The sequence below is a fragment of the Xanthomonas prunicola genome (assembly GCF_002846205.1).
Classification (GTDB): domain Bacteria; phylum Pseudomonadota; class Gammaproteobacteria; order Xanthomonadales; family Xanthomonadaceae; genus Xanthomonas; species Xanthomonas prunicola.
In genome coordinates this window covers 265,232-289,711 of the sequence record NZ_PHKV01000002.1, presented here as the reverse complement: position 1 = coordinate 289,711, position 24,480 = coordinate 265,232, and the positions used below count along the sequence as shown (strand labels likewise).

Genomic DNA, 24,480 nt, shown 5'->3' with positions numbered 1-24,480 from the left:
GCGAAGCGTTGTTTCCATCTCACTCTCCCCAGTGCATTGCGGCATCGACGCCGAGATGACGTTCGCGCCGGCCGTCATAGACCGGACGTGACCAACTGGCACCGTATTCAAATGTCCGGCCCTGGCCGAGCTGCCATTCGTGGCGATAGCCCACGCTGGGAATCAGCGAGCTGCCGTACCGCTGCTGCCAGTAGTCTCCCACCGAGACGGTCAGGCGCTGGCGGAAACCGCGTTCGTAGTGGCGCCATAGCTGCTGGTTGATGCGCAGACCGAGCTCCATCGAGCGGTCATGCGAAGGGTTGAAATAGGGCGCATCATCGCGACTGCCGCGGCTGGCGTAGACGCTGCCCAGGCCATCGATGAGCAAGCGTGGCTGGCTCAGTAGCCGCTGCTCGATGGCGCTGCTGATGGTGTCGCGGCGGTTGCCGTCGTCGTAGCGGAACTGACTGCCGCCCAGCCGCCAGTGCATGCGTTCGTCCCGGGTGTAGTCCAGGGCCAGCGCCATAGTGTCGGCGGTGATGCCCGATATGCGTGCCTGCATGGAGGCTTCCGGATCGTTGCGTGCGGCGGCCATGCGGGCATGCCACTGGTCGTTGAACTGCCAGCCCAGACTGGCGCGCAGGCCGGTCTCTCCGATGTTGTCGCTGGGATGCGCCATGGCGGCTTCGGCATCGATGTGACCGAAGCGATAGCGCACGCCGCCACTGAGCCACAAGGGATCGATGTAGCGGCTCTGGAAGGTGACCGAGCGCCGATCGGCGGAGGCGAACAGGCGCCAGCGGTCGTCCAGGATCGGCGAGTCCGCTTCCATGCCGTAGTGCTGGTCGTTATTGCCCAGTGGCGAGTTCCCGCCGCCGCTCGAACTGTGGCTGCCTTCGGCGGCGGCCTGTAGTTGCCAGCCACCGTGGGCGCGCCAGTCGCGGTCCATGTGCAGCACGGAAGGCTGGTTGGGATAGCGGGCGAGCAGGCTGTCATGCAGGGGGCGGGCCAGGTCGTCGCGCTGCAATTGGATATAGGATTCGTACATGCCGACGCGTGGCGAGACATCGCGCGGGTCCAGCGTGTAGGCCATCTGATGCCGTTCCAGCGCCCGGCGTGGCCAACCACGCATCTGATACACACTGCCCAGTGCGGTCTGCAGGCCGCCGTTGCCGGGGCCGACCGCCAGCAGGCTTTCCAGCGCCCGCTGTGCGGTGGGCAGGTCGCCGCTGTAGGCGTGGATCATGGCCATGTTCAGGTCGGCTTCGTAACGGGCCCAGTTGGCATAGCGGCTCTTGCCGCCGCCCCAGCGCCACGCTGGCTCGTCCTTCTTCCAGGATTGCAGGTAGTCGATTGCTTGTTCCGCCTGTTCGGTCTCCAAGTATGCGTAGACAAGCTGGGAGCGTGACTGGGAGCGCCCCGGGTCGTTCTTCAGGACGGTTTTCAGCAGTGGGATCGCTTCGGCCGGGTGCCGGGTCGCCATCGTCGAATCGCTCACCGCCGGCAGCACATAGTCGGGGAGGGGATGGCCTTCGCGTTGCAGGGCGTTGGCTTCGTCGCGCACCTGGGAATGCCTGCCCAGACGGTTGAGTAGGATCAGGCGATCCATGCGGATGCGCAGTGGTACCTGTGCCGGCGGGCGGGCCTCGCGCTGCACGTACTGCTCCATCTGCGCCAGCGCGTCTTCGGCCTCGGTCAGACGGGTGTCTTCGCTTTCGCCATAGGCCAGACTCCAGTTCACCAGCTTGGCCAGGTAGTTCGACTCCAGGTGCGCTTTCTGGTCCTGGTCAAACAGGTCCGGGCGCGCCTTGCACAACTGCCAGGCGAGCCAGGCATTGCCGATGTCGCTCAGCGTCAGCGTCTGCAGCTTGTACAGCAGGGCGTCGTCGGATTGTTCCGATTGGGCGCGCTCGACCGCGGCGAGTGCGTCGATCCAGCGAGCCTGATCGCGGTAACGGCTGATCTCGGCAAGCCGGTCGGCACGCGACGCGCCGAGGCTTGAGGTGGCTGCGTGTCCCCTGGGCGTCACCGTGGCGCATGTCAGGCATACGCAGACAGCGAGCGGGAATTTTCCAACAGTCATGAAGATTCCAAGCGCCGCTATCTTGCGAATTGAAGGATCGGAAAAAGAGCAAAATATGTGCCAGTTGCGACATTCCGATGTTTATCGCGCTTTTCGCCCGGTGTCGCATCGAATACGGTGGTTTTGCGCCATATTTTTGTCGTTCATGGCCTTCGATTCGAGCTGGCGATGACCGTGGTGGGGCCTTGCGACCGTTTTCTGTCGCGGGTGGTGATTTCGGGGTGACGCATGCCGGGCATGAGGCGCGTCAGGTTCTGACCTCCTGTGTCATTCGTTGGTGCCGGTTCTGTGGAGAGGCAGGCAACGCCGCATCATTTCGCGGATCGTGCGCAAGGGGGGCGAGCGTAGCGATGAGCGCACCCAGGTCCGGCTTGCAAGTATGGGCAAGCTTTGCGTTCGCTTCGTCTGCATGCAGATACCTGGCCGGATCTCGTTCTGGAAGTGAACGACCGCGCCGTCAATATGTGCACGAATACATTTTTACAGATGTAAATTCCACAAAGTTAAAGCAGGTCCGGCAATTATTTCTGCAACGGTCTGATTCTCGGCGACGCTGCGGCTTGCTGATGGCGTCATCGCCGGAAGCACGCACTGGGTGATTGGGATGGCGATTGCGACGACATGGCCGGTTCGCTTGGCAAGGTGTCCGGTGACCGCGCAAGACTGGGCTGCAATGCAGACAGTCGTCATCCCTTGGCGAGGTTCCAGGCGTCGTTGCTGGTCAGTCGACATGATCCGCGCAGCCGCCCGCTTGCGGCGATCGCACCGACAACCATAGGCACAAGACTCCGGCACATCATCACGATCGGCATCTTGTGCAACCAGGTGCAGAAGGAAAACGCTGAATACTGAAAATTTCGGCGGCTATCAGCACCTGGTACGGGCGCGCGCAACGATGCTCACCCGCAGCTTCGACGATGCCCCGGCCAAAGCTGCGGGCCACGGATGCAAGAGATGCAGCTGACGTGCATCGACCAGGCAGACGTGCCACGAGCAAGGCCGACAAGCCGACATCGACATCGACACTATCCCCCCCACTCTCCCTGCACGTCCGCCGGTTGCCGCCATCGGGCGCACCGCGCAGGCAGTGGGCCTGCTGGACCCGGTCGCCTGCTCCCTTCTTCTTGAGGATCCGCGCAAGAATCACGCTAGTGTTCCGTCGCGGCCAACGCAAGTAATACTTCTTGTCTGAACTCGCCCGCTGGCAGCGTCAGGTTGACAGTGCCACTGGTGGAAGGCATCTTCACTGATAACGTTATCAGTGATCAGGAGTGTCTTCCGTTCCATCAATCCACCGCCGGCCGATCTGCATCGACTGGCGTTTCGATCCTTGCGCGGCAAAGGCGGCGCGGATCGCTGGCTGCGGTCCGGCACAGGGGACGGATCGTGGCATGCGCGTGCATCGCGCGTCCTAGTGCAACTTGAGGGTTGCGACCTGACGTATCAGCCACGAGGTCAACACAATGCTGTTTCCCCGTTTGTTTCCGTTGTCTGCTGAATCAATCCGCACAGCCACCGCGCAGCCGATCCAGGCGCATGATCGTCCCTGCGCAACGTCGCAGGTCGCAAGTAGACGGCGTTTTCCGAGCGCCGCTGCAGCCAACGCCCTGCAGGCGCGTGGCGTTGCTTCGGGCAATGCGGCCCATAGGCAGTCGCCACTACGCGCGCCATTGAGCGCGGCGGTCCGCGGCTTGCTGATCGGTGGCGTAGGGGTTGGTGGCGCGATGGCGCTGCCGGCGTCTGCACAGCAACCGCCCGTACCAGCGCCCTCACAACAGCAATCCGCACCCGCATCTGTGCAGGAACAGGCGCCGGCCAGTCCCTCGGTGTCCACGCTGGACGAAATCAAGGTGGTGGGCTATCAGGCCAGCCTGGGCAAGGCGCTCAACGTCAAGCGCAATGCCGATGCGATCGTCGATGCGATCAGCGCTGAAGACATCGGCAAATTTCCCGACACCAACGTCGCCGAGTCGCTGTCGCGGCTCTCGGGCATCACCGTCGACCGCCAGTTCGGCGAAGGGGAGAAGGTCAGCATTCTCGGCACCGACCCGGCGCTCAACCGCGTGCTGCTCAATGGCCAGACCATTGCCTCCACCAGTTGGGGCGGCGACCCCAACGACCCGGACAGCCGCTCGTTCAACTACAGCACACTGGCGCCGGAAGTGGTGGGGCTGATGGAGGTCTACAAGACGCCGGAAGCGCGCATCGACGAAGGGTCCATCGGCGGCACGGTGATCGTGCATACGCGCAAACCGCTGGATCTGGAGCGCAATGCGCTGACTGGCACGGTGAGCTACGGCTATAACGACCGGTCTGAAGAAGGCAAGCCCAACGCATCGGCGCTGTATAGCTGGAAGAACCGGGACGAAACCTTGGGCGTGCTCACCTCGGTGATGCATTCCCAGCGGGTGCTGCGCCGCGATGGCGTGGAAATCTTTGGCTACGACAATGTCGCGGGCGCAGCGTTTCCACCTGCAGTGGTGGGCAACAACACCGGTGTGTTTCCCACTTCGATCAACACCGCGTTGTTTCAGCAGACGCGCAAGCGCGATGGCGTCAGCGCAGCGCTGCAATGGAAACCCGATAGCGATTTCGAGCTCAACCTGACCGGTCTGTACGTCAAGGAGAGTTTCGACAATTACAACCAGAGCCGTTACGGCTATTGGGGCTCCAATCCCGGCGACGCACAGGCATTGGGCTTCGAAAACGGCGTGGCCACTTCGGGCACCTTCGGCGACCAGTCCAATACCTATCTGGACGGCTACCTGCGCAACAGCGATGTCACCACCGGGAGCATCCATTTGCGTGCCGACTGGCACGGCGATGGCTGGAATGCGTCGAGCCAGGTGGGCTACACCAGCTCGCAAGGCGGTGCCGAGCGCATCTACGGCATCCAGTTCCGCAATCTTGCCGGGTACAGCTACAACATCGACGGGCGTCGTACCGCGATGGACTACAGCACCGACCCCACCAATGCGGCAGCGATGCAACTCAACAATGCCTCGGCCAGCCACAGCCCGCAGTACGACAAAGAGCGCTATCTGCAGCTGGATTTCGATCATGCGGTGGAGTGGGGTCCATTTACGCAGATCCTCACCGGCATCAAGCTCACCAATCATGCCACCGGGCAGTCGTCGTACAGCCGCACCTGGGCCCCGAACGATGGCAGTACGCTCGCGGCATTCTCGCCGGGCACCACGCCGTCCGGCTATCTGGATGGGCTATCGACCAGCGCCGACATGCAACGCTGGTCGACCATCAACAGCGGTGCGATCAGTCGGTATATCAACGGATTGGAAGGCGATGACGGGTTGCCCATCAGCTATGCCGCCAACTACAGCATCGAAGAGCAAAACCGTGCGTGGTTCCTGCAGGGCAACTTCTCCGGCGAGCGTTATCGCGGCAACATCGGTGTGCGCTATGTGCATTCGCGCGATTCCACCGATGGCTATAGCTATGCGCCGGGCGGCGGCTATACGCCGGTCAATTACCTTAGCAGCTACGGCAAATGGCTGCCTTCGTTCAACATTGCCTACGACCTGCGCGACGACCTGATGCTGCGCTTTGCTGCGTCCAAGGTGATCGCGCGGCCGCGCTACACCAACATGACCCCATATGTGGCAACCGACGACACCACGCTGACCGCGTCGACGGGTAACCCGGGTCTGAGCCCGTACGAGTCGACCAACCTCGGCGCATCGCTGGAGTGGTATTTCTCCGACAGCAGCTTGCTCAGTGGTGAATTCTTCTCGCGCGACATTTCCAACTACATCCTGACCACCGTGCAGGATCGCGTCTTCTTCAACAACGCTACTGGCGGGGCGAGCACGTATCAGACATCGGTGCCCACCAATGCCGGCGATGCCAAGGTGCGCGGTGTCGCGCTCAATCTGCAGCACAATTTCGGCAATGGCTTCGGCGTGGTGGCCAACTACACCTATTCCGATTCCAACACCGATGGCGACTACAGCCTGCCGTACAACTCGCGCAATGCGTACAACATCAGCCCGTACTACGAGCAGGGCAAGTGGAGTGCGCGCGTCAATCTGGGCTGGCGTTCGGAATACTTCACCCAGATCGGTCGGCTCAATGGCCAGCAGATGACCGATGCCTTCACCCAGGTCGATGCCTCGTTCGGCTATCAGGCCACCGAGCGGCTACGCGTGGCGCTGGAAGCCACCAACCTGCTGGACGAAACCTACTTCAGCTACATCGGCAACAAGAACCAGCCGTACTACATCTACAAGAACGGCCGCTCCTTCATGCTGAGCCTGAATTTCAAGATGTGAGGGATGCCGAGCGGCTGCGCGATGCAGCCGCTCGTTGCCAAGTAGTGGGGTGGCGGACGAGAACGCCTGGAGTCGGCACCTTCGGGTGTCCGTCAAGGTCGGGTCGTCCAAGCTTGGCAGCACGGCACGACGCCGCGTGGGCGCTTGCTTGATCGAGAGGGCGGTCGAGAAGGTGTGCAACCGCAATGCCGCACACCAGCGGCGCACACGTGTCCCTGAGGCGCATCGATAACGCGTTACGCGTAAAGATGCCGATCAGGAACGTGCAGAAGCATCGTCGCTGCTGCTGCCATCGTTGTGCTTGTTGGGGTTACGTGCGTCGGCAATCGCCGCGATGCGCGCCTTGGTCAATGCCTCGCCGATTTGCGGGCCTTGCAGACCGTCGGCTGCCAGGTCGCGTGCGTTGATCGCCAGGGCGGCGGCATGTAGCCGCTTCAGTTCTTCGCCTTGTGGATAGGCAGCCTCTTCGCTGCCCAGCCTGCCGCGCTTGTCGGCCTCGCACACCAATGCCAGTTGCGCAATGCGCTCCGGTCGACGGAATGCATCGCAGCGCACCAGCAGCTCGTGCACCGTGCGGTTGCGCAGTTCCGCCAGGCGGTGAATGTTGAGGTGCTCGCGACAGGCGGTGACGGCAAGTTGCCGATAGTCCTGCGGCACCTTGAGCCGCTCGCACAGCGCCTGCAATGGCGCGACGCCGCGTTGTTCGTGCATGACGTGGCGCGGCCATTGCTCTGGCGGCGTGAGTGCCTTGCCCAGGTCGTGGGTCAACGCGGCAAAGCCGATCAGCGCATCGCCCGGTGCCAGCCGCGCGGCCATATCGCTGACCATCTCCTGATGGATGCCGGTATCCACTTCCGGATGGAATTCGGCGCGCTGGGGCACGCCGTACAACGCATCGATTTCCGGCAGGATGACGCGCAGTGCATCGGTGTCGTGCAGCGTGCGCAGAAACGCCGAGGGGTGTGCGCAGGTCAATGCGCGCCGCAGCTCCTGCCAGACGCGCTCTGGCACCAGACTATCCAATTCGCCGCTGGCAGCCATTTCCCGCATGAGCGCCGCAGTTTCCGGCGCGATGGTGAAGCCCAGCGGCGCAAGCCGTGCCATGAAGCGCGCTGCACGCAACACGCGCACAGGATCTTCGACAAACGCCGGACCAACATGCCGCAGCACGCGCGCATGCAGATCGCGCGCACCGTTGTACGGGTCGAACAACTCCCCTGTGTCCTCATCGCGCGCGATCGCGTTGATGGTGAAATCGCGGCGCAGCAGATCCTCTTCCAGCGTCACCGACGGATCGGCATCCACCACAAACCCGCGATACCCGCGGCCGGACTTGCGCTCGGTACGCGCCAGCGCGTATTCCTCGCCGCTGCGCGGGTGCAGAAACACCGGGAAATCCTTGCCGACCGGTTTGAAGCCCTGCGCTTGCATCTGCGCCTGGTCGGCACCGACCACCACCCAGTCGCGGTCGCCAGCCGGCTGACCAAGCAATGCATCGCGGACTGCGCCGCCAACAAGATAGATCTTCATCAGCACATGATGCCCGATGCAGTGCGCTGGTCGCAGTAATCCTCAGCTATAGCTGTCGGATGTTTTGCCGGGCTTGGGGATGGCCAAGCCATGGCAGTGGAGCATCTTGCTCGTGTCGCGGTGGTTGGGGGTGTGGATGAATCGGCTGTACAGCAGCAGGTCTGCGTGTCGGCTGCAGGGCCGTTGCCCGCCCAGCATCGCGGGACACGTCGCAAGCACGTCCTTGTGGGCTCCGGAGCGGCATCCCTGCCGTCAACGGTCCCGCGACGGTAAGCGGGCAAGCACCGGTTGAGTTGGTCGGTGCGCAGTTTTCAGCAAAGCAGAAAGCAAACCCGCGACGCTGTGTGCGCGTTCTTCAACAGGGCACGAGTCAGCTGTCTGGTGCGGTGTCCTTGCCGATTGCCGGACCGTTGGCGACATGGATGCGCCATGCGTCCACAGGGATGGGCTGAGGGCGTGTCCCGTGAGCGGGAAGGGCAACGCGCCTTCGACCAGATCCAGCGGCCGAGCACGTCGCCTGGCTTGGCTCAATCCTGCGCCGCGTTATTCGCAGCCTGGCCCGGTGTACACACCGGTTTGAGGCGCTTGTCTACCAGCTTGCCCATCAGTCGGTCACTGAGCGGCAGCATGTCGCCGTTGAGGCGCCAGTCGTAGATCACGCTGAAGGCCAGCACGCGCGCGACATATTCGCGGGTTTCCTTGTAGCTGATGGTCTCGATCCAGAAGTCCGGCTCGAAATTCGGCCGCTGCGACTGCCAGCGCCCGGTGGGACCGGGACCTGCGTTGTAGGCGGCGATGGTGAGGTAGGGCAGCCCATAGGTGTTGAGCAACTGGCGCAGATACGCCGTGCCGATGGCGATGTTGGTGTCCGGGTCGTACAGGCTGGTGGCGCCGGCATAGCCGGGCAAGGCGATGCCCTTGGCGACGGCCGCGCCGGTACCCGGCAACACCTGCATCAGGCCCATGGCGTTGGCCGGTGAGCGCGCGCGCGGGTTGAAGATGCTTTCGGCACGAATTTCTCCGGCGACCCAGGCCGGGTCGATTGCGTTCTTGGCCGCTTCGCGGCGAATGGTGTCGTCGTGATGGAGTGGAAAGCGCAATGCGTACAGGCGTTGTTCGTCCGGCTGCTTGCCGAGCGCGAACACCGCGCGGTCGAACCAGCCGTTGTCGCTGGCCACTTCCACTGCCAGACGGCGCTGGGTGTCGTCGAAGCGGGTGGCGGCATCGTTCCATTCGGCCACGGCCCAGCCGGGGCGGTCGATCTGGAACAAGGCGATCGCGCGGATCAAGGCTGGATCGCGCGCAACGGCCGCTTTCGCCTGCGGGCTGTCGTTTGGCTCCCACGGGCACAGCCTGTAAGGCTGCTGCAGGCGGTCGGCGGCCAGGAAGCCGTGGAAGGTCGGCGATTGCGCGGCGGCGCGGTACAGCGGCTGTGCGGCTGAGGCAGCGCCGGTCTTTTCGGCGAGGCGTGCTTCGAAATACTGCCAACGCGAATCGCTGCGCTGGCTTGCCGGCATCTTGCGAATCGCAGCCAACGCTGCCGGCCAGTCGCCGCGCGACATCGCCTCGCGTGCGCGCCATTCGTGCAGGCGCTCGTCGTAGGACGCATCTGGCACGGCGTTGAGCCGGCGTGCCGAATCCGGCAAATACGAGGCGACGGTCCACAACGCGATCTGATACAGCACCTGCCCGCGCTGCGCCTCGCTGAAACCGAGCGCGGTGGCGAGCTGCGGCAACTGCTGTTCGGCAGCATCCGGATCGCTCTTGGCCAGCTTGGCCAGCCCATCGACCGCGATGCGGCGGCTGCGTTCGGTCTTCGGCCAGCTCAGTGCACGCGGGTGCACCTTGTCGAGAAATGCAGCGTAATCGGTGGCCAGTGCCAGATCGGCGGCGGGCAGTCCGCGTGCAGCCGTGCGCATGACCGCAGGCAGCTGCGCATCGGCGGCAGCTTCCACGCGCTCCCAGCGTAGCGCGGGAGTGAGTTCTCCACGCGATTCCAGCCCGGCAACCACTGCATCGCAGGCATCGGGCAGCGCCTTGCCGTTGCGCCACACCGTCAGCGCATCGCGGCTCCACTGCGCATCGGCCTTGCCGGTGGCAAGGCGCGCGGTCAGCTGTGCACAGCGCAGGCCGAGGTTGTCAGTGGACTTCCAGTTGGCCAGCAGCGTGTTCCAGTCCTGCCGACGCGCCACTGCCGGCAACCAGGTGCTGCGGAAGCTTTCGGCCACCGGTTGGCCGGCATAGCGCTGCAGAAACCCCTGTGCCTGCGCATTGGAGACGGTGTCGATGTTGCGCTTGAGCGCAGCAAATTCCAGCCATCCATACAGAGGATGGCGGCTCAATGCAGCGAGCTGACCGGTATCGGTCTGGCCGCGTTCTGCGGCCGCGATGGCATCGCGCATGGCAGTCAGTTGCGGGTCGAGCGTTTGCGCATGCAGCGCAGTGCTGCCAAGGCACAGCAGGCCGATGAAAACAGTGGCAAGGCGGGGGGCATAAGTCATGCCGCGATAATACCGAAGCACGCCTGAGCGCCTGAGTGAATATGCATCGCGGACCTGATGCAAACGCCGCACCTGCTGACATGCACGGCGCGTCACGCACGCACGCTGCTGCACTGCCAGTTGCGGTGCGTTAATGTTTCGTTTAAGAATTGGGGAGGACCGCAGGGCACGGGGGCGTGCGGACACTCAAAAAATCCTTCTGGAGAGAGAAAGGATGAAGCGTCTGATTGGCCCCCATCGGTCATGCCTGGCCGTGCAGTTGTCGTTGTGTCTGATTCCCACATTTGCCTGTGCGCAGCAGCCCGAGGCCGCACCGAGCACGCGCACGCTCGACAGCGTGCAGGTCACCGGCACGCGCATCAAAACCGCCGAGTTGCAGGGTCAGGTACCGATCCAGACGCTCAACCGCGCCGACATCGAGCGCACCGGACTGACGTCGATCGGCGAAGTGCTGCAGGAGCTCACCGCGTCCGGTTCGGCGCTCAATGCCAAATTCAATTCTTCCGGCAACTTCGGCTTTCCGCCCGATGGCAGCGGTGTGGGCGCGGGCTCGGCGCAGGTGGATCTGCGTCATCTCGGTTCCAAGCGCGTGCTGGTGTTGGTGGATGGCATCCGTTGGGTCAATGAATCCTCGGCCTCCGGCGTGGGTTCGTCCACCGATCTCAACACCATTCCGCTGGCGATCGTCGAGCGCATCGAGGTGCTTGAAGACGGCGCCTCGTCGCTGTACGGCTCGGATGCGATTGCCGGTGTGGTCAACATCATTACCCGTCGCAGCTTCGACGGTGCGCAGGTCACGCTCAACTACGGGCAATACGGCAAGGGTGATGGCGCCAACCAGGGCATGGATCTGGCCTGGGGCAAAAGTGGCGAGAATTTCAGCCTGTTTCTTGGTGCAAGCTACGTCAAACAGGATCCGATCTATGCGCGCGATCGCGCGCAGGCCCGCTTTCCGATTCCTGGCACCGGGCTAACCTTCGCCAGCTCGGCAACACCGGATGGCCGCTTCCAGTTCGTCGATCCCAATACTGGCGTGCGGCAAAACCTGACGCCCAATGCCGGCGTGGGCGCACCGCAATACGACGGCAGCGGTGGTTGTACACGCAGCGACGACTATCACTGCTTCGGCACCGCAGACCGCTACAACTTCGCCGAGCAGAATCTGTTGCTGACACCATCCGAGCGCAAGGGCGTGTTCGCGCAGTTCCGCTACTACTTCAACGACGACGTGCAGTGGTACGTCAAGGCGCTGGGTAACCGGCGTGAATCGACCAATCAGGCCGCACCGGAACCGATCTTCCTCGGGCCTGATGCCGGCACCGGCAATCCGCTGGCCGACAACATCGTGATTTCTGCACGCAATCCGTTCAATCCGTTCGGGTTCGATCTGAACTCGGCCACCAACCTGATCCAGATCGGTCGGCGGCCGGTGGAAGGTGGGCCGCGGCGTTACGAGCAACAGGTCGACACGCAGTATTTCGGCACCGGTTTGGTCGGGACATTCGAAGGTGCAGGGCGGACCTGGTTCTGGGACGTCAACGGCATGTACAGCAAGAACAAAGCCGAACAGACCAACTACGGCAGTTATAACCTCTACAACATCAACCTGGCGCTAGGCGACCCGGCGGCCTGCGCGGCAGTGGCCGGCTGCGTGCCGCTGGATATCTTCAGCGGCGCCGGCAGCATCACGCCAGAGATGGTGCGCTGGATCCAGCCGGTGGTGCACGACCGTAGCCAGAATGAATTGAGCCTGTTCACCGCCAACCTCAGCAGCGAGTTGTTTCAGTTGCCAGGCGGTGCGGTGTCATTCGCCAGCGGCTACGAATACCGCAAGTACGAAGGCTCTTATCAACCCGATCCGCTCACCGTGGCGGGGCGTTACAACGGCGTGCCATCGTTGCCCACCTCGGGCAGCTACGACGTCAACGAAGCCTATCTCGAACTCAATATCCCGATCTTCGCCAATTCTGCATTGGGCGACAAACTCGATCTGAATATCGCCGGGCGCTATTCGGACTATTCGACATTCGGCGGCGAGTTCACGCCCAAGTACGGTCTGCGTTGGCAGGTCACCGATGAGTTGGTGTTGCGCACCAGTTATGCAGAAGGATTCCGTGCGCCCACCATCGGCGAGTTGTTCGGTTCGGCGGCACGTGCGGATCTGCAGTTGTCGGACCCGTGTTCGATCGGTCTGGGCGGCACCGCGCCGCGTGGCAGTGCCGCCAACTGTGCGGCGCTCGGGGTGCCTGCCGGCTATCAGCAAGCCAATCAGCAGATCTCGGTTACCACCGGTGGTAACGGGCAACTGGACCCGGAGCGTTCGCGCAGTTTCAGTGCGGGCTTGGTCTTCAGCCCCGGCTTTGCGAGCAATGCAAGTTGGTCCGACCGCCTCGATCTGGAGGTGACGTTCTATCGCCATCATGTGGACGGTGCCATCCAGGCGATCAATGCGCAGACGCAGCTGGATCTGTGCGTGGATACATTGGATAGCTTGTACTGCAATGGCATCGGGCGGGCATCGACCGGCGGCATCAACGCCTTCAACAATCGGCTGACCAATCTGGGCTCGATCAAGACCGATGGCTGGGACGTGGATCTGTTCTGGACCCTGCCGGAAACCGCATTCGGGCGTTTCAAACTGTCGTGGCAGAACACCTTGGTGGGGCGTTACCAGGCGCTGGGTGCGGCAGCGCAACGGCAGCCGCAAGGGCCGGGTATCGAGGTGGTCGACAGCGCAATTCCGGAGTGGACCAGCAACGCGGTACTGGGTTGGTCGCTGGGCAACTGGACGGCATCGTGGACCGCGCGGCACATCTCAAAACTCACCGAGCAATGTGGCGACGCCGTGGAGTTCGCGGTGTGCTCTGATCCGTCGGTGGGAACCAACCGGCTGGATGCGATTACCTATCACGATGCACAGGTGGGCTATCGCGTCGATTGGCTCAAGGGCCTGCAACTCACCGCCGGCTTGAACAACGTGTTCGACAAAGATCCGCCGATCTGCCTGTCGTGCTCCCTCAATGGCTACGACGCATCCACCTACGATATCCCCGGTGGACGGTTCTGGTATGCGCGTGTGGATTTGAAGTTCTAGTTCGACAGCGCATGGCTGGTGCGGTGGGCTGAGGGCATCGGGAAAGGAGTGACGTGTTACTTCACTGCATGCGCGTTACCGCCCACCATCGCGGGACACGCCGCAAGGACGTCCCTGCAGGCGCCTTGGCGGCATCCATGCCGCCAAGGCGCCTGCGCCGGTGAGCGGGCAAGGACTCGTCGAGCTGGTCGGTGTGCATGTCCGGAATCAAGGCATGACAGACATGCTGGCGGACCTGCGTGTCCCGTGCGTTTGCCAATTCAAGCCAAGCAAGCTCATGGCTTTTAAGAACGCCACCGACTAACTGTCTGGTGCGGCATGCTCGCCGATTGCGGGACCGTTGGCGGCATGGATGCCGCCAACGAGCCCTCAGCGATGGGTGCAGGGCGTGTCCTGCGAGCGGCGAGGGCACCGCACCCTCGACACGCTAGCAGTTGATCGAGGATCTCAGATCTTCGCGCGCTGCTCGCGCAAGCCGGTCAGTTGCATGGTCCAGTCGTTCAAGCGCGCACGCTCCTGTTCGACCACGGCGGCCGGTGCGTTCTGCACGAACGTGGCGCTGCCGAGTTTGCCGTTGCACTTGCCGATCTCGCCTTCCACGCGCTTGATTTCCTTGTCCAGGCGAGTGCGTTCGGCATCCATGTCGACCAGGCCTTCCAACGGCACCAGCAACGTGAGTTCGCCGACGATGGCGGCGGCCGACGGCGGTGTGGCCTGGCCAGCGTCGAGCCAGTCGATGGTTTCCAGCTTCAGCAGGAACGACAACTGCGAGGCGAAGCGGGCAACGCGCGGGCGGTCGTCAGCGGTGCCAGCCTGCAACAGCAAGCGCACCTGCTTGGAGGGCGGCACGTTCAATTCGCTGCGCACGCGGCGCAGCGCCGACACCATCGACTTCAGCCATTCGACATCGGCTTCGGCGGTGGCATAGCCACTGGTATCGACATCGCCAACCTGCGGGAAGCTCTGCAGCGAAATCGTCGCGGTGGTGATACCCAGGCGCGGTGCAACTTGCTGCCACAACTCTTCGGTGACGAACGGGGTGAGCGGATGCAGCAGGCGCAGCAACGACTCCAACACATACAGCAGCGTGTGGCGGGTGCTGGCGGCCGCGTCGGCGTCCTGATTGTTGAGCGCAGGCTTGGCCAGCTCCACGAACCAGTCGCAGAACGCGTTCCAGGCGAATTCGTACAACGATTGCGCGAGCAGGTCGAAGCGATAGTTGGCGTAATGCGCATGCGTTTCCGCGGTGACCTTGTCCAGGCGCGCCAGAATCCACTTCTCCGCTTCGGTGCGCGGTTGCGGCACGCCGGCAAAGCGCGCGCCTTCGGTGTTCATCAGCACGAAGCGCGTGGCATTCCACAGCTTGTTGCAGAAATTCTTGTAGCCCTCGGCGCGGCCCAGATCGAACTTGATGTCGCGGCCATGGGTGGCGAGCGCGGCGATGGTGAAGCGCAGCGCGTCGGCACCGTGGGCGATGATGCCGTCCGGGAATTCCCTGCGCGTGGCTTTTTCGATCTTCTCGGCCATGCGCGGCTGCATCAAGCCATTGGTGCGCTTGGCCACCAGGTCCTCGATGCTGATGCCGTCGATGATGTCCAGCGGATCGAGCACGTTGCCCTTGGACTTGGACATCTTCTGACCCTGCGCATCGCGGATCAGGCCGGTGATGTAGACATCGCGGAACGGCACCTGGCCGGTGAAGCTGTCGGTGGCCATGATCATGCGCGCCACCCAGAAGAAGATGATGTCGAAGCCGGTAACCAGCACCGACGATGGCAGATAACGCTCGAAGCCGCGCTCGGCCATCGCGTGCGCATCCGGCCAGCCCAGCGTGGAGAACGGCCACAGCTGCGAGGAGAACCAGGTTTCCAGCACGTCGCTGTCCTGATGCAACGCGACCCCGGCATCCAGGCCGTGCTTGGCACGCACCTCGGCTTCGTCGTGGCCGACATAGCACTTGCCTGCCTCGTCGAACCACGCCGGAATGCGATGCCCCCACCACAACTGACGGCTGATGCACCAATCCTGGATGTTTTCCATCCAGTGGCGATAGGTGTTGATCCAGTTCGGCGGCACGAACTTGATCTGGCCGCTTTCCACCAGCGCAAGACCACGCTTGGCCAGCGCGTCCATCTTCACGAACCACTGGTCGGTGAGGTAGGGCTCGATCACCTGGCCGGTACGATCGCCGCGCGGCACCTGCAGTTTGTGCGGCTTGGTTTCCACCAATCGACCTTCGTCCTCTAAATCGGCCAAGACGAGCTTGCGTGCGTCGTAGCGATCCAATCCCCAGTATTTCTCTGGGATACCTATGTCGCTTGCCATATCGACTACGTCAAAGACGCGATTTTTGTTCTCGCTGGGGTTCGATGTAGTTTGGTTCATATGCCAGTCGGCAGCTGAGTTGCTGACGATTCTGGCGTCTTTGGTCAGGATATTGATCAGCGGCAAGTCGTGCCGCACACCCACCTGATAATCGTTGAAATCATGCGCAGGCGTGACCTTGACCACGCCGGTGCCGAAGGCGCGGTCCACGTAATCGTCGGTGATCACCGGCACGTGCCGGCCAGTCAGTGGCAGCACGATGCTGGCGTTATGCAGCGTGAGGTAACGCGCATCTTCCGGGTGCACCATCACCGCGGTATCGCCGAGCATGGTTTCCGGGCGCGTGGTGGCCACCACCAGGTAGTCGCGGGTCTCGCGCAGCGTCTCGTTGCCGTCGGCATCGTGCTCGATGTGTTCGTAGGTCACGCCATCGGCCAGCGGGTAGCGGATCGACCACAGGAAGCCGTCTTCTTCGACGTTTTCCACTTCCAGATCGGAGATCGCGGTCTTCAGTGCCGGGTCCCAGTTGACCAGCCGCTGGCCGCGATAGATCAGGCCCTGCTCGTACCAGCGCACGAAGGCTTCGTTGACCGCGGCCGACGGCTGCGGGTCCATGGTGAAGGTGCTGCGCGACCAGTCGCTGGAGGTGCCCAGGCGGCGCATCTGGCGCTCGATGGTGTCGCCGGACTCGGCCTTCCATTCCCACACCTTGGCGATAAAGCCCTCGCGCCCCAGCGAATCGCGCGTTTCGCCCTTGCCTTCCAGCGCCAGATTGCGCGACACCACCATTTCGGTGGCGATGCCGGCATGGTCGGTGCCCACCTGCCACAGCGTGTCGAAACCGCGCATGCGGTGATAGCGCACCAGCGCATCCATCAGCGTCTGCTGAAACGCATGGCCCATGTGCAGCGTGCCGGTCACGTTCGGTGGCGGCAGCACCACGGTGTACGGCTCACCCTTGCCGGACGGCACGAAATAACCGGCCGCCTCCCACTGCGCATACAGGCGCGATTCGAAGGAAGAGGGGTCGTAGCTGGAAGCGAGGGTGGTCATAAGGCAGGGAATGGAGAGTCGGGAATAGGGAATGGGTCAAGCGGGGAGTGCTGATTGGTGACGGTCTAATGGGAGGGAGCCAAGTTTCGATTCCCCATTCCCGATTCCCGATTCACATGTCGTACTTGGTCAGTTCCAGGCCCAGGGCCTTGTACTGCTTCCAGCGCTCGCGCAGTGGTTCGCGGGCGGCGGGGTCGGCGGGCACGACTTCCAGCACGCGGTCGCAGGCGCCCAGGTAGGGGTCGTCGCGCAGGTTGATCACCAGCGGGCGCGAAGGCGCGGCGAATTCGGGCGCGGCGATCAGCACCGGCGCCAGTTCGTCTTCCTCATCGGTGCCGGCGATCTGGTGCGGCACGTAGGCTTCGTCGTCGAACGCCCACAGCAGGTCGTCCAGCGCCTCGGCCTGTTCCGCATCGCGGGCCAGGATCAGCGTGGACAGGTTGGCGTCGTTGGCCTTGCGCGCCAGCTCGCACACCAGCCGCAACGGTTCGTTGAGAAAGCGCGGCTTGGCGATCAGGTAGAAGTCGGCACGGGGCATCAGGCGGTCACAAAGCGGGAGGAGAGCAAGAATTCGGTGGTCATGCCGGCGGCCACGAACAGGGCAGCAAAGCCGAGCACGGCCAACAGCAGGCCGCCGAATGCACGCAGGCGGCGCCCCGGCGGGCGCGAACGGTACAGATACACCGGCAGGAACAGCACGGCGAACGCCACGATGCCGATATTCATCCAGGCCGGCCGGCGGTAGCCGAGCCGGCGGCTGTCGGCCGCCAGCCAGACAAACAACAGCACAATCTGCACGACGATCCAGAGCAGGTCGATGCCGGGGCTGGTCCAGCCCGGCACCGCGCTGGCTGCTCCGTTCACAACGGAGAAGCCGGCAATCAGCGCCAGTGCAGCGCGTGGCGACATCAGGCCGCGCGGTCCAGCAACCACTGCGTCAACAGACCCACCGGGCGACCGGTGGCCATGCCGCGCTTGCCTTCGTCGCTGGCCACGCCAGCGATGTCCAGATGCGCCCAGCGCTGGTTTTCGGTGAAGCGCGACAGGAAGCAGCCGGCAGTGATCGCGCCGCCCCAGCGGCCGCCGATGTTGTAGACGTCGGCGAAGGTGGAATCCAGCAGGCCCTGGTATTCGTCCCACAGCGGCAGGCGCCAGGCGCGGTCGAACACGTGCTCGCCGGCGGCCAGCAGCTCGTTGGCCAGGTCGTCGTGCTTGCTCATCAGGCCGGCGGTCTGGTGGCCCAGCGCCACCATGCAGGCGCCGGTCAGCGTGGCCACGTCCACCAGCGCCTCGGGGTTGAAGCGCTCGGCGTAGGTCAGCGCATCGCACAGGATCAGGCGGCCTTCGGCGTCGGTATTGCCCACTTCGATGGTCTTGCCGGACATGCTGGTGATCACGTCCGACGGGCGATAGGCATTGCCGTCGATGGCGTTTTCAACCGCCGGCACCACCACCACCAGGTTGATCGGCAGTTCGGCCTTGACCGTGGCCACGAAGGTGCCGATGACGTTGGCGCCACCGCACATGTCGTACTTCATTTCCTCGATGCCGCCCTGCGTCTTGAGGTTGACGCCGCCGGTGTCGAAGGTGATGCCCTTGCCGACCAGCACGTACGGGCGCGCGTCGCCGCCGCCGTTCCACTTCAGCACGATCAGGCGCGGGCGGTTGGCCGAGCCGCGTGCCACCGACAGCAGCGAGCCCATGCCGAGCGCTTCCATCTGCGTTTCGTCCAGGATCTCGGCTTCGGCGCCCGGGAACTTGCCGGCAAAGGCGGCGGCGGTGTCGGCCAGGTAGGCCGGGGTGCAGTAGTTCGGCGGCAGGTTGCCCAGTTCGCGGGCGAACTCCACGCCTTCGGCGGTGGCCACGCCCACGGCGAGCGCGCGGGCGTCGTCGCCGGCGATCGCCAGGGTGGTCAGGCCGGTCTCGTCCACCTTCTTCTTGCCCAGCGTGGCGGTGTAACGGTAAGCGGCGTGGTCGCTGACGACGATGGCCTGGCGGATGTTCCAGGCGGCATCGCGGGCCTTGACGGTGAGTTCGGTCAGGGTGAGCAGAGCGGTACCGACCGCACCGGTCTTCAACGCGCGGGCCGCATCGCCAATGGCCTTGAGGTAGGGCGCTACGCCGAACTTGCCGGCTTCGCCCAGCCCGACCACCAGCACGCGCGGGGCGGTGACGCCGGGCAGGTCGTGCAGCAGGGTGGTGCTACCGGTCTTGCCGGCCACGTCGCCGCGCGCCACCAAGGCGGTCAAACGGCCCTGGCTGGCGCTATCCAGCGCCTGGGCAGCGGGCGAAAGGGTCTTGTCGGCGAACACGCCAACCACGATGCAGTCGACGGCAGCGCTTGCCGGCGCGTCTTGGTTCAGGGTGAATTGCAGGGCCATTGATCAGATTCCGTAGGCAAATCCGTACAATCGCGGGCTGTTTACGCCAACCTGACTAGGCTGGCGGCGCCGCGAACGAATCCGAGAGTTTAAAACAAGCCCACCCCATGCCGAAGCTCGATCGATACCTGCTTAGCGATTTCACCCAGAGCTTCCTGGCCACCTTGATCGTGCTGCTGGTCGTCAGCGTCGGCGGTGTGCTGGTCGATATCCTCGGCAATATCGCCGACGGCCGCATCCCGGCTCGCTTGCTGCTGTCGCAGGTGGGGCTGCAGTTCGTGGCCTACCTGCCCATCATCCTGCCGCTGGCGTTGATGCTGGGCCTGTTGTTGGCACTGGCGCGGCTCTACCGCGATTCAGAAATGGCCGTCATTACCGCCATCGGTGTCGGGCCCAAGCGCATGTTGCGACCAATGCTGATGCTGGTGGTGCCGGTGGTGGTGGTCATCGGGCTGTGCTCGTTGTGGCTGGGCCCCTGGGCGAGCCGCACGGCCGAGGCGATGCTGGAAGACGCCAACCGCAGCGTGCTGATGGCCGGCCTGGAATCGGGCCAGTTCACACCCCTGTCCGGCGGTGGGGTGGTGTACATGCAGACGATCTCTGCCGACGGCAAGGGCCTGGGCAAGGTCTTCATGCAGCGGCAGCAGAACGACCGCATCGATGTGGTCACCGCCGACCGCGGCGCCATGTTCTTCGAGGGCAAAACCGACCGTTACCTGCGCCTGGACGATGGCTACCGTACCGAAGGCCCGGCCGGTGGCGCGACATTGGACTATCGCTTGATGAAGTTCGCCAGCAGCGACATCGCTTTGCCCGACCGCACCCGTGTGCACGATGCCAACGACCCGGAAGTGATGTGGACCACCCAGTTGCTGTCCGACGAGCGGCCCGCCGCGCGTGCCCAGTTGCATGAGCGCCTGGCACCGCCATTGCTGGCGCTGGCGTTTGCCTTGCTGACCTTGCCGCTGTCGCGCAGCGCGCCGCGACAGCAGCGCTACGGCCGGATCATGCTGGCGTTCCTGGCCTACATGGTCGGCACCAATCTGATGATCGTCGGCACCCAGTGGATCGCCAACGGCAAGACCCCGGCAGCGTTGGGCCTGTGGTGGCTGACGCTGCCGCTGCTGACAGTGGCGGTGTGGGCGTATGCGCGCGATGGCCGCGTGCGTCGGCCGAGGGCGCGCGCATGAAGCTGACACCGCGGGTCCATGATTGGTATGTCGGCCGGGTGGTGCTGTCCACCGTGCTGCTGACGTGGGCGGTGCTGTTGGGGCTGGACCTGGTCAACGCCTTCGCCAGCGAGGCCAAGAACATCGGCCAGGGCAGCTACACCTTCGGCCATGCGGTGGCTTACGTGGCCTACACCGTGCCGCGCCGGGCCTACACCTTGTTTCCCACTGCGGCTGTGATTGGCGCGCTGATGGGCCTGGGCCAGTTGGCTGCCACGTCCGAGCTGACAGCGCTGCGCGCGCTGGGCGTGTCGCGCAAACGCATGTCCGCCTCGGTCGTCGCAGCGATGGCGTTGCTGACCGCCAGCATGGTGATCAGTGGCGAAACCATCGGGCCGTGGGCACAGAACCAGGCCGACACGCTCAAGGCCAGTGCCCGCTACAACAGCGATATGGCGTCTTCGCGCTATGCCGGTCTGTGGGCACGTGAGGGCGACACCTTCCTCAACGCCTTGAGTGGTGAAGAGAAGTTGCTCGATGGGGGCGGTACCGCACTGGATCTGCACGATGTACGGCTGTATCACCTTGATCCTAGCGGCAGGATGCAGCAATTGACCTACGCGTCGGTGGCCGAGCACCGCGATGGCCGTTGGACCCTGCGCCAGGTACGTCGCGATACCTTCCAGGAACGCTCGGTGCAGCGCGAAACCTTCCCCGAATTGCCGTGGCAATCGCAATTGAATCCAGCAGCGCTGGCCGCTGGCCTGGCCAAGCCACGCAATCTGTCCGCGCACGATCTGGAGCAGAGCATCGAATACCGACGCCGCAATGGATTGGACGCGCGCGATTACGAGGATCAGTACTGGAGCCGTTGGTTTTATCCGGTCAACGTATTGGCGCTGTGCATGGCGGCAATTCCGTTCTCGTTCGGCTCGCTGCGCAGCGGCGGTCTGGGCAAGCGTCTGTTCCTGGGCATCCTGTTCGCGCTGGGCTTCTGGCTTTTGCAGCTGTTTTTCGGCCGCATGGCCGGCGCGCTCAAGCTCGATTACCGCATCGCCTACGCACTGCCGCCGATGGTGATGCTGGGCGTGTCGGCCTGGTTGTTCCGGCGGCGCAGTAGCTGACGTGCGCCGGCTGAGCCTGGCCGGATTGGCGATGTGCGTGCCGTATGCGGCACTGATTGCGTTCTGTCAGCGCTTTGCGCACGACCCGCAGGTCGACGACAAAACCCAACTGGTATGGAAGCAACTGCCGGTGATGTTGCAGATGATGGTTGCAGATGGCCTGGGCCTGACGCGCCTGCCGGTCCAGCTATCCTGGGCGACGGCTTATACGCTGATGGTGGCGCCCATGTTCCTGGCGCTTTATCTGTTGGGCTGCGTGCTGGAGAACACCTTCAGAGATCATGGCCCGGCTTGGAAAAGCCCATTCGACAAGGATGAGCGCGGACAGTGAGTTTCACTCTTCTGCCGCCGTCCTTGCGGCTATAGGCGACCTCGATTAGCTGGACTTGCAGGGTCCGTTCCGTCGCCGCCTGCTCCACATCCAACCGTCAGGTCGGTGGTTTGAAACGTCGCTGTGGTCTGGTCCCAGTTGGGCGTCCTTCACGCCGTGCGCGTGCCGCACTGCGCCGGCTGACAGTGTGAGCCGGCAGGAAGACGTAGAGAGCAATGCTCAGGTGGGTGCGGGCGGCGCGCTCGGAACCTGAGCATACGGGTCGCCTTGCCGCATCGAGCATCGGCTGCCCCGGCACAGCGGTGAGCGCCTTGGGCGTGTCAGCCGGGTTAGGCCTTGGGTCTGACCATCCGCTGCATTCTGGTTCCGCTGGCGCGGTCATGCCATGTCAGACGATCACGATCGATCCAGGCCCACCAGAATCCGAGTCCGCCCAAGGCCAGCGACAGCGTGCCCACCGCATAGCGGATCCACAGCGCGCGCCAGGAGGCTTGCGGGCCGGCCAGTTGCAGTCGCCAGGGACGCATGCCCAGGGTCTGGCCGCCGCGGCGCCAACTCAGCGTGGCGTACACCCCGGCGGCGACCCAGCAGCACAGCCAGAGCAGCCACTGCCAGACACTGAACGGTGCGATGTTCTCGCGCACCGGGTGCCCGGCCAGGGTGAAACCCAAGGTGAAACCGGCCGAAATCAGCATCCACAGCGCCAGCACCGGCCAGGCGTCGTAGCACATCGACAGTAGCCGCCAGTGCAGCAGGGCGGCCGGCTGGGGGGAATCGGATGCAGCGATCGAAGTCATGGCGCGAGCATAACGGTCGACAAGCACGGTGCAACGCCGCGCTGCGGTAGGTGCGTTTTGGTGTTTGCTCGCGCTGACGCACTCGATACATCGCGCCAGACTCGATGGAATGCTGGCGTAACGGCTGGTGCGCCAGCGACCGGTGTTCGATTGAGCGCATCCATGTGCGTGTGATCCATCCGCCCTGGCGGCAACGTGCGGTGGCGTTGACGCTGCATCCCCGGTGTCCCCGTTGTGCGTGGGCGTTCTCCCTGCGGCCGATGCATGCATCGCTACGTGTGACCACGTTGCATAACGCACTGTCAGCGGCACGCAGCGCATCCAGGCAAGTCATGCACCGGCGACCAACGACGCATCCACCCGCAAAGCGCGCGACACGTTCTATGCTGTTGCGATGTCTGCCAGCAGTCCCGCCGAACGCCGCCAACTCACTCAGCAGCTACCGCCGCTGCAGGCGGCCGATGCCGGTGTGATCGAACGTTTTCTCGACCGGTTTTGGGCCGAGCAGGGCGTGGCGCGGCAGACGCTGGAGAGCTATCGGCGCGATCTGGAAGGGTTGGCGCGCTGGCGCGACGGTGCCGGCGGGGGGGTGCTCGGCATCGACCGCGCTGCATTGTTCGATTATTTGCGCTGGCGTGCCCAGGCCAATTACTCCCCCCGCAGCACGGCGCGGCTGCTGTCGACCTTGCGTGCGTTCTACGGGCTGTATCTGCGCGATGGCATGCGCAGCGACGACCCGACAGCATTGATCGACCCGCCACAGTTGCCGCGCTCGCTGCCCAAGGCGTTGACTGAAAGCCAGATCGAGGCGCTGCTGGCCGCCCCCGAGGTGGATGGCCCTGCGGGCCTGCGCGACCGCGCCATGCTGGAGCTGATGTACGCCGCGGGCCTGCGGGTGAGCGAGTTGGTCAACCTGCCGGCGGTCGGGGTGAATTTGCGTCAGGGCGTGTTACGGGTGACCGGCAAGGGCAGCAAGGACCGGCTGGTGCCGCTGGGCGAGGAATCCCAGCACTGGTTGGAGCGTTATCTGCGTGAAGCGCGCCCGCTGCTGGCCGCGAACAAGCCGGTGGCGGCGGTGGACGGGCAGGTGCCGTTGTTCATCGACGCCGCCCGCCAACCGCTCAGCCGTCAGCAATTCTGGACATTGGTCAAACGCTACGCTGCGGTGGCCGGCATCGACCCGGGGAAGGTCAGCCCGCACGGGCTGCGCCACAGCTTCGCCACCCATCTGCTCAACCACGGTGCCGACCTGCGCGCGCTGCAGATGCTGCTGGGCCACAGTTCGCTGTCGACCACCCAGATCTATACGCTGGTAGCGCGCCAGCATCTGCAGAAGCTGCACGCCAGCCATCATCCGCGCGGTTAGTCCGCACTGCGCGGACCAGTGGCGCATGGGCGCACGGGTGATGCGCCGAGGGTCGAGCGGGGGACGACGTGCCCGGTTGGATCGGCGGCAGCACGAACAACGCGTGGCTGACGTTGCGATGCATCATCAGCTGCGCTCGGCGGTTGTGACGGTCTTGGAGTCTGGCTGGCGTCGTGCGGCAGCGCGCGCTCCTTCCTGACATGCCTCACGCTGGCGATCATCGCCGGACGCCACGCGGCTGCCGCCCCCGAACGGCAAGAGAGAACGGGCGCCACGCTCTGGGGAATCTCCATGGCGCTTTGCGACTGCGAATGTTGGACCCGGCCGCCAGGCCTGCCGAACCGCAGGTTGCATGGCGTTTGTCCAATCCGCGCAGCAACTGTTCGCTTGCCTTGATTCACAAATGTCGCGGCCGCTGCCTGGCTTCATCTGCGCTGTGCGAGAATCCAGCTACCCCA

General features: G+C 64.0%; 15 protein-coding genes. 7 read left to right on the top strand and 8 right to left on the bottom strand.

Annotation, left to right across the window (positions count from 1 at the left end):
* Positions 1-19 precede the first annotated feature (19 nt).
* Positions 20-2,062: a poly-beta-1,6 N-acetyl-D-glucosamine export porin PgaA gene (gene pgaA / locus XpruCFBP8353_RS07765; RefSeq protein ID WP_101362714.1), complete on the bottom strand. Its 2,043-nt coding sequence runs from the start codon at positions 2,060-2,062 to the stop codon at positions 20-22.
* A gap of 621 nt (positions 2,063-2,683) precedes the next feature.
* On the opposite strand from pgaA, the gene XpruCFBP8353_RS07755 reads away from it, so the two are divergent.
* Both XpruCFBP8353_RS07755 and XpruCFBP8353_RS07750 read left to right on the top strand, forming a co-directional pair.
* Positions 2,684-2,914 carry a hypothetical protein gene (locus XpruCFBP8353_RS07755; protein ID WP_101362713.1) on the top strand — a complete coding sequence of 77 codons (231 nt, stop codon included), beginning with the start codon at positions 2,684-2,686 and terminating at the stop codon, positions 2,912-2,914.
* Between the two features lie 872 nt (positions 2,915-3,786).
* A complete protein-coding gene (locus tag XpruCFBP8353_RS07750; protein ID WP_101363075.1) occupies positions 3,787-6,351 on the top strand; it encodes a TonB-dependent receptor in 2,565 nt (854 codons plus the stop codon).
* A 255-nt stretch (positions 6,352-6,606) separates the two neighbouring features.
* Here XpruCFBP8353_RS07750 and XpruCFBP8353_RS07745 read toward each other — a convergent pair whose 3' ends face one another.
* Positions 6,607-7,881 carry a multifunctional CCA addition/repair protein gene (locus XpruCFBP8353_RS07745; RefSeq protein ID WP_101362712.1) on the bottom strand — a complete coding sequence of 425 codons (1,275 nt, stop codon included), beginning with the start codon at positions 7,879-7,881 and terminating at the stop codon, positions 6,607-6,609.
* A gap of 527 nt (positions 7,882-8,408) precedes the next feature.
* Complete coding sequence (locus XpruCFBP8353_RS07735) at positions 8,409-10,382, bottom strand: transglycosylase SLT domain-containing protein (RefSeq protein ID WP_101362710.1); 1,974 nt, start codon at positions 10,380-10,382, stop codon at positions 8,409-8,411.
* Positions 10,383-10,596: 214 nt separating this feature from the next.
* Here XpruCFBP8353_RS07735 and XpruCFBP8353_RS07730 point away from each other — a divergent pair, with 214 nt between their 5' ends.
* Positions 10,597-13,476, top strand: coding sequence for a TonB-dependent receptor (locus XpruCFBP8353_RS07730; protein WP_101362709.1), 2,880 nt, complete (start codon positions 10,597-10,599; stop codon positions 13,474-13,476).
* Positions 13,477-13,923: 447 nt separating this feature from the next.
* Here XpruCFBP8353_RS07730 and XpruCFBP8353_RS07725 read toward each other — a convergent pair whose 3' ends face one another.
* From XpruCFBP8353_RS07725 to XpruCFBP8353_RS07710, 4 genes are all read right to left on the bottom strand, one after another.
* Positions 13,924-16,854, bottom strand: coding sequence for a valine--tRNA ligase (locus tag XpruCFBP8353_RS07725; protein ID WP_101362708.1), 2,931 nt, complete (start codon positions 16,852-16,854; stop codon positions 13,924-13,926).
* 112 nt (positions 16,855-16,966) lie between these two features.
* Positions 16,967-17,392, bottom strand: a complete 426-nt coding sequence (locus tag XpruCFBP8353_RS07720) for a DNA polymerase III subunit chi (RefSeq protein ID WP_003490202.1) — start codon at positions 17,390-17,392, stop codon at positions 16,967-16,969.
* Positions 17,392-17,763 (bottom strand): hypothetical protein, encoded by a 372-nt coding sequence (locus XpruCFBP8353_RS07715; RefSeq protein WP_207759601.1) that lies wholly within the window; start codon positions 17,761-17,763, stop codon positions 17,392-17,394. The genes XpruCFBP8353_RS07720 and XpruCFBP8353_RS07715 overlap by 1 nt, the downstream gene beginning before the upstream one ends.
* Entirely contained in the window at positions 17,763-19,235 is a 1,473-nt protein-coding gene (locus XpruCFBP8353_RS07710; RefSeq protein ID WP_101362707.1) for a leucyl aminopeptidase, read from the bottom strand. Before XpruCFBP8353_RS07710 ends, XpruCFBP8353_RS07715 begins: the two co-directional genes overlap by 1 nt.
* Before the next feature lie 107 nt (positions 19,236-19,342).
* Between XpruCFBP8353_RS07710 and lptF the strand changes: the two genes are divergently transcribed.
* Genes lptF through XpruCFBP8353_RS07695 form a run of 3 tightly spaced genes read left to right on the top strand, consistent with a single transcriptional unit; the run spans position 19,343 to position 21,859 of the window.
* Positions 19,343-20,425, top strand: a complete 1,083-nt coding sequence (gene lptF, locus XpruCFBP8353_RS07705) for an LPS export ABC transporter permease LptF (RefSeq protein WP_101362706.1) — start codon at positions 19,343-19,345, stop codon at positions 20,423-20,425.
* Positions 20,422-21,528 (top strand): LPS export ABC transporter permease LptG, encoded by a 1,107-nt coding sequence (lptG, locus tag XpruCFBP8353_RS07700; RefSeq protein WP_101363074.1) that lies wholly within the window; start codon positions 20,422-20,424, stop codon positions 21,526-21,528. Before lptF ends, lptG begins: the two co-directional genes overlap by 4 nt.
* Before the next feature lies 1 nt (position 21,529).
* Positions 21,530-21,859: a hypothetical protein gene (locus XpruCFBP8353_RS07695; RefSeq protein WP_101362705.1), complete on the top strand. Its 330-nt coding sequence runs from the start codon at positions 21,530-21,532 to the stop codon at positions 21,857-21,859.
* A gap of 329 nt (positions 21,860-22,188) precedes the next feature.
* On the opposite strand, the gene XpruCFBP8353_RS07690 is transcribed toward XpruCFBP8353_RS07695, so the two are convergent.
* A complete protein-coding gene (locus tag XpruCFBP8353_RS07690) occupies positions 22,189-22,656 on the bottom strand; it encodes an RDD family protein (protein WP_101362704.1) in 468 nt (155 codons plus the stop codon).
* A gap of 394 nt (positions 22,657-23,050) precedes the next feature.
* Between XpruCFBP8353_RS07690 and xerD the strand changes: the two genes are divergently transcribed.
* A complete protein-coding gene (gene xerD, locus XpruCFBP8353_RS07685; protein WP_101362703.1) occupies positions 23,051-24,022 on the top strand; it encodes a site-specific tyrosine recombinase XerD in 972 nt (323 codons plus the stop codon).
* Positions 24,023-24,480 lie beyond the last annotated feature (458 nt).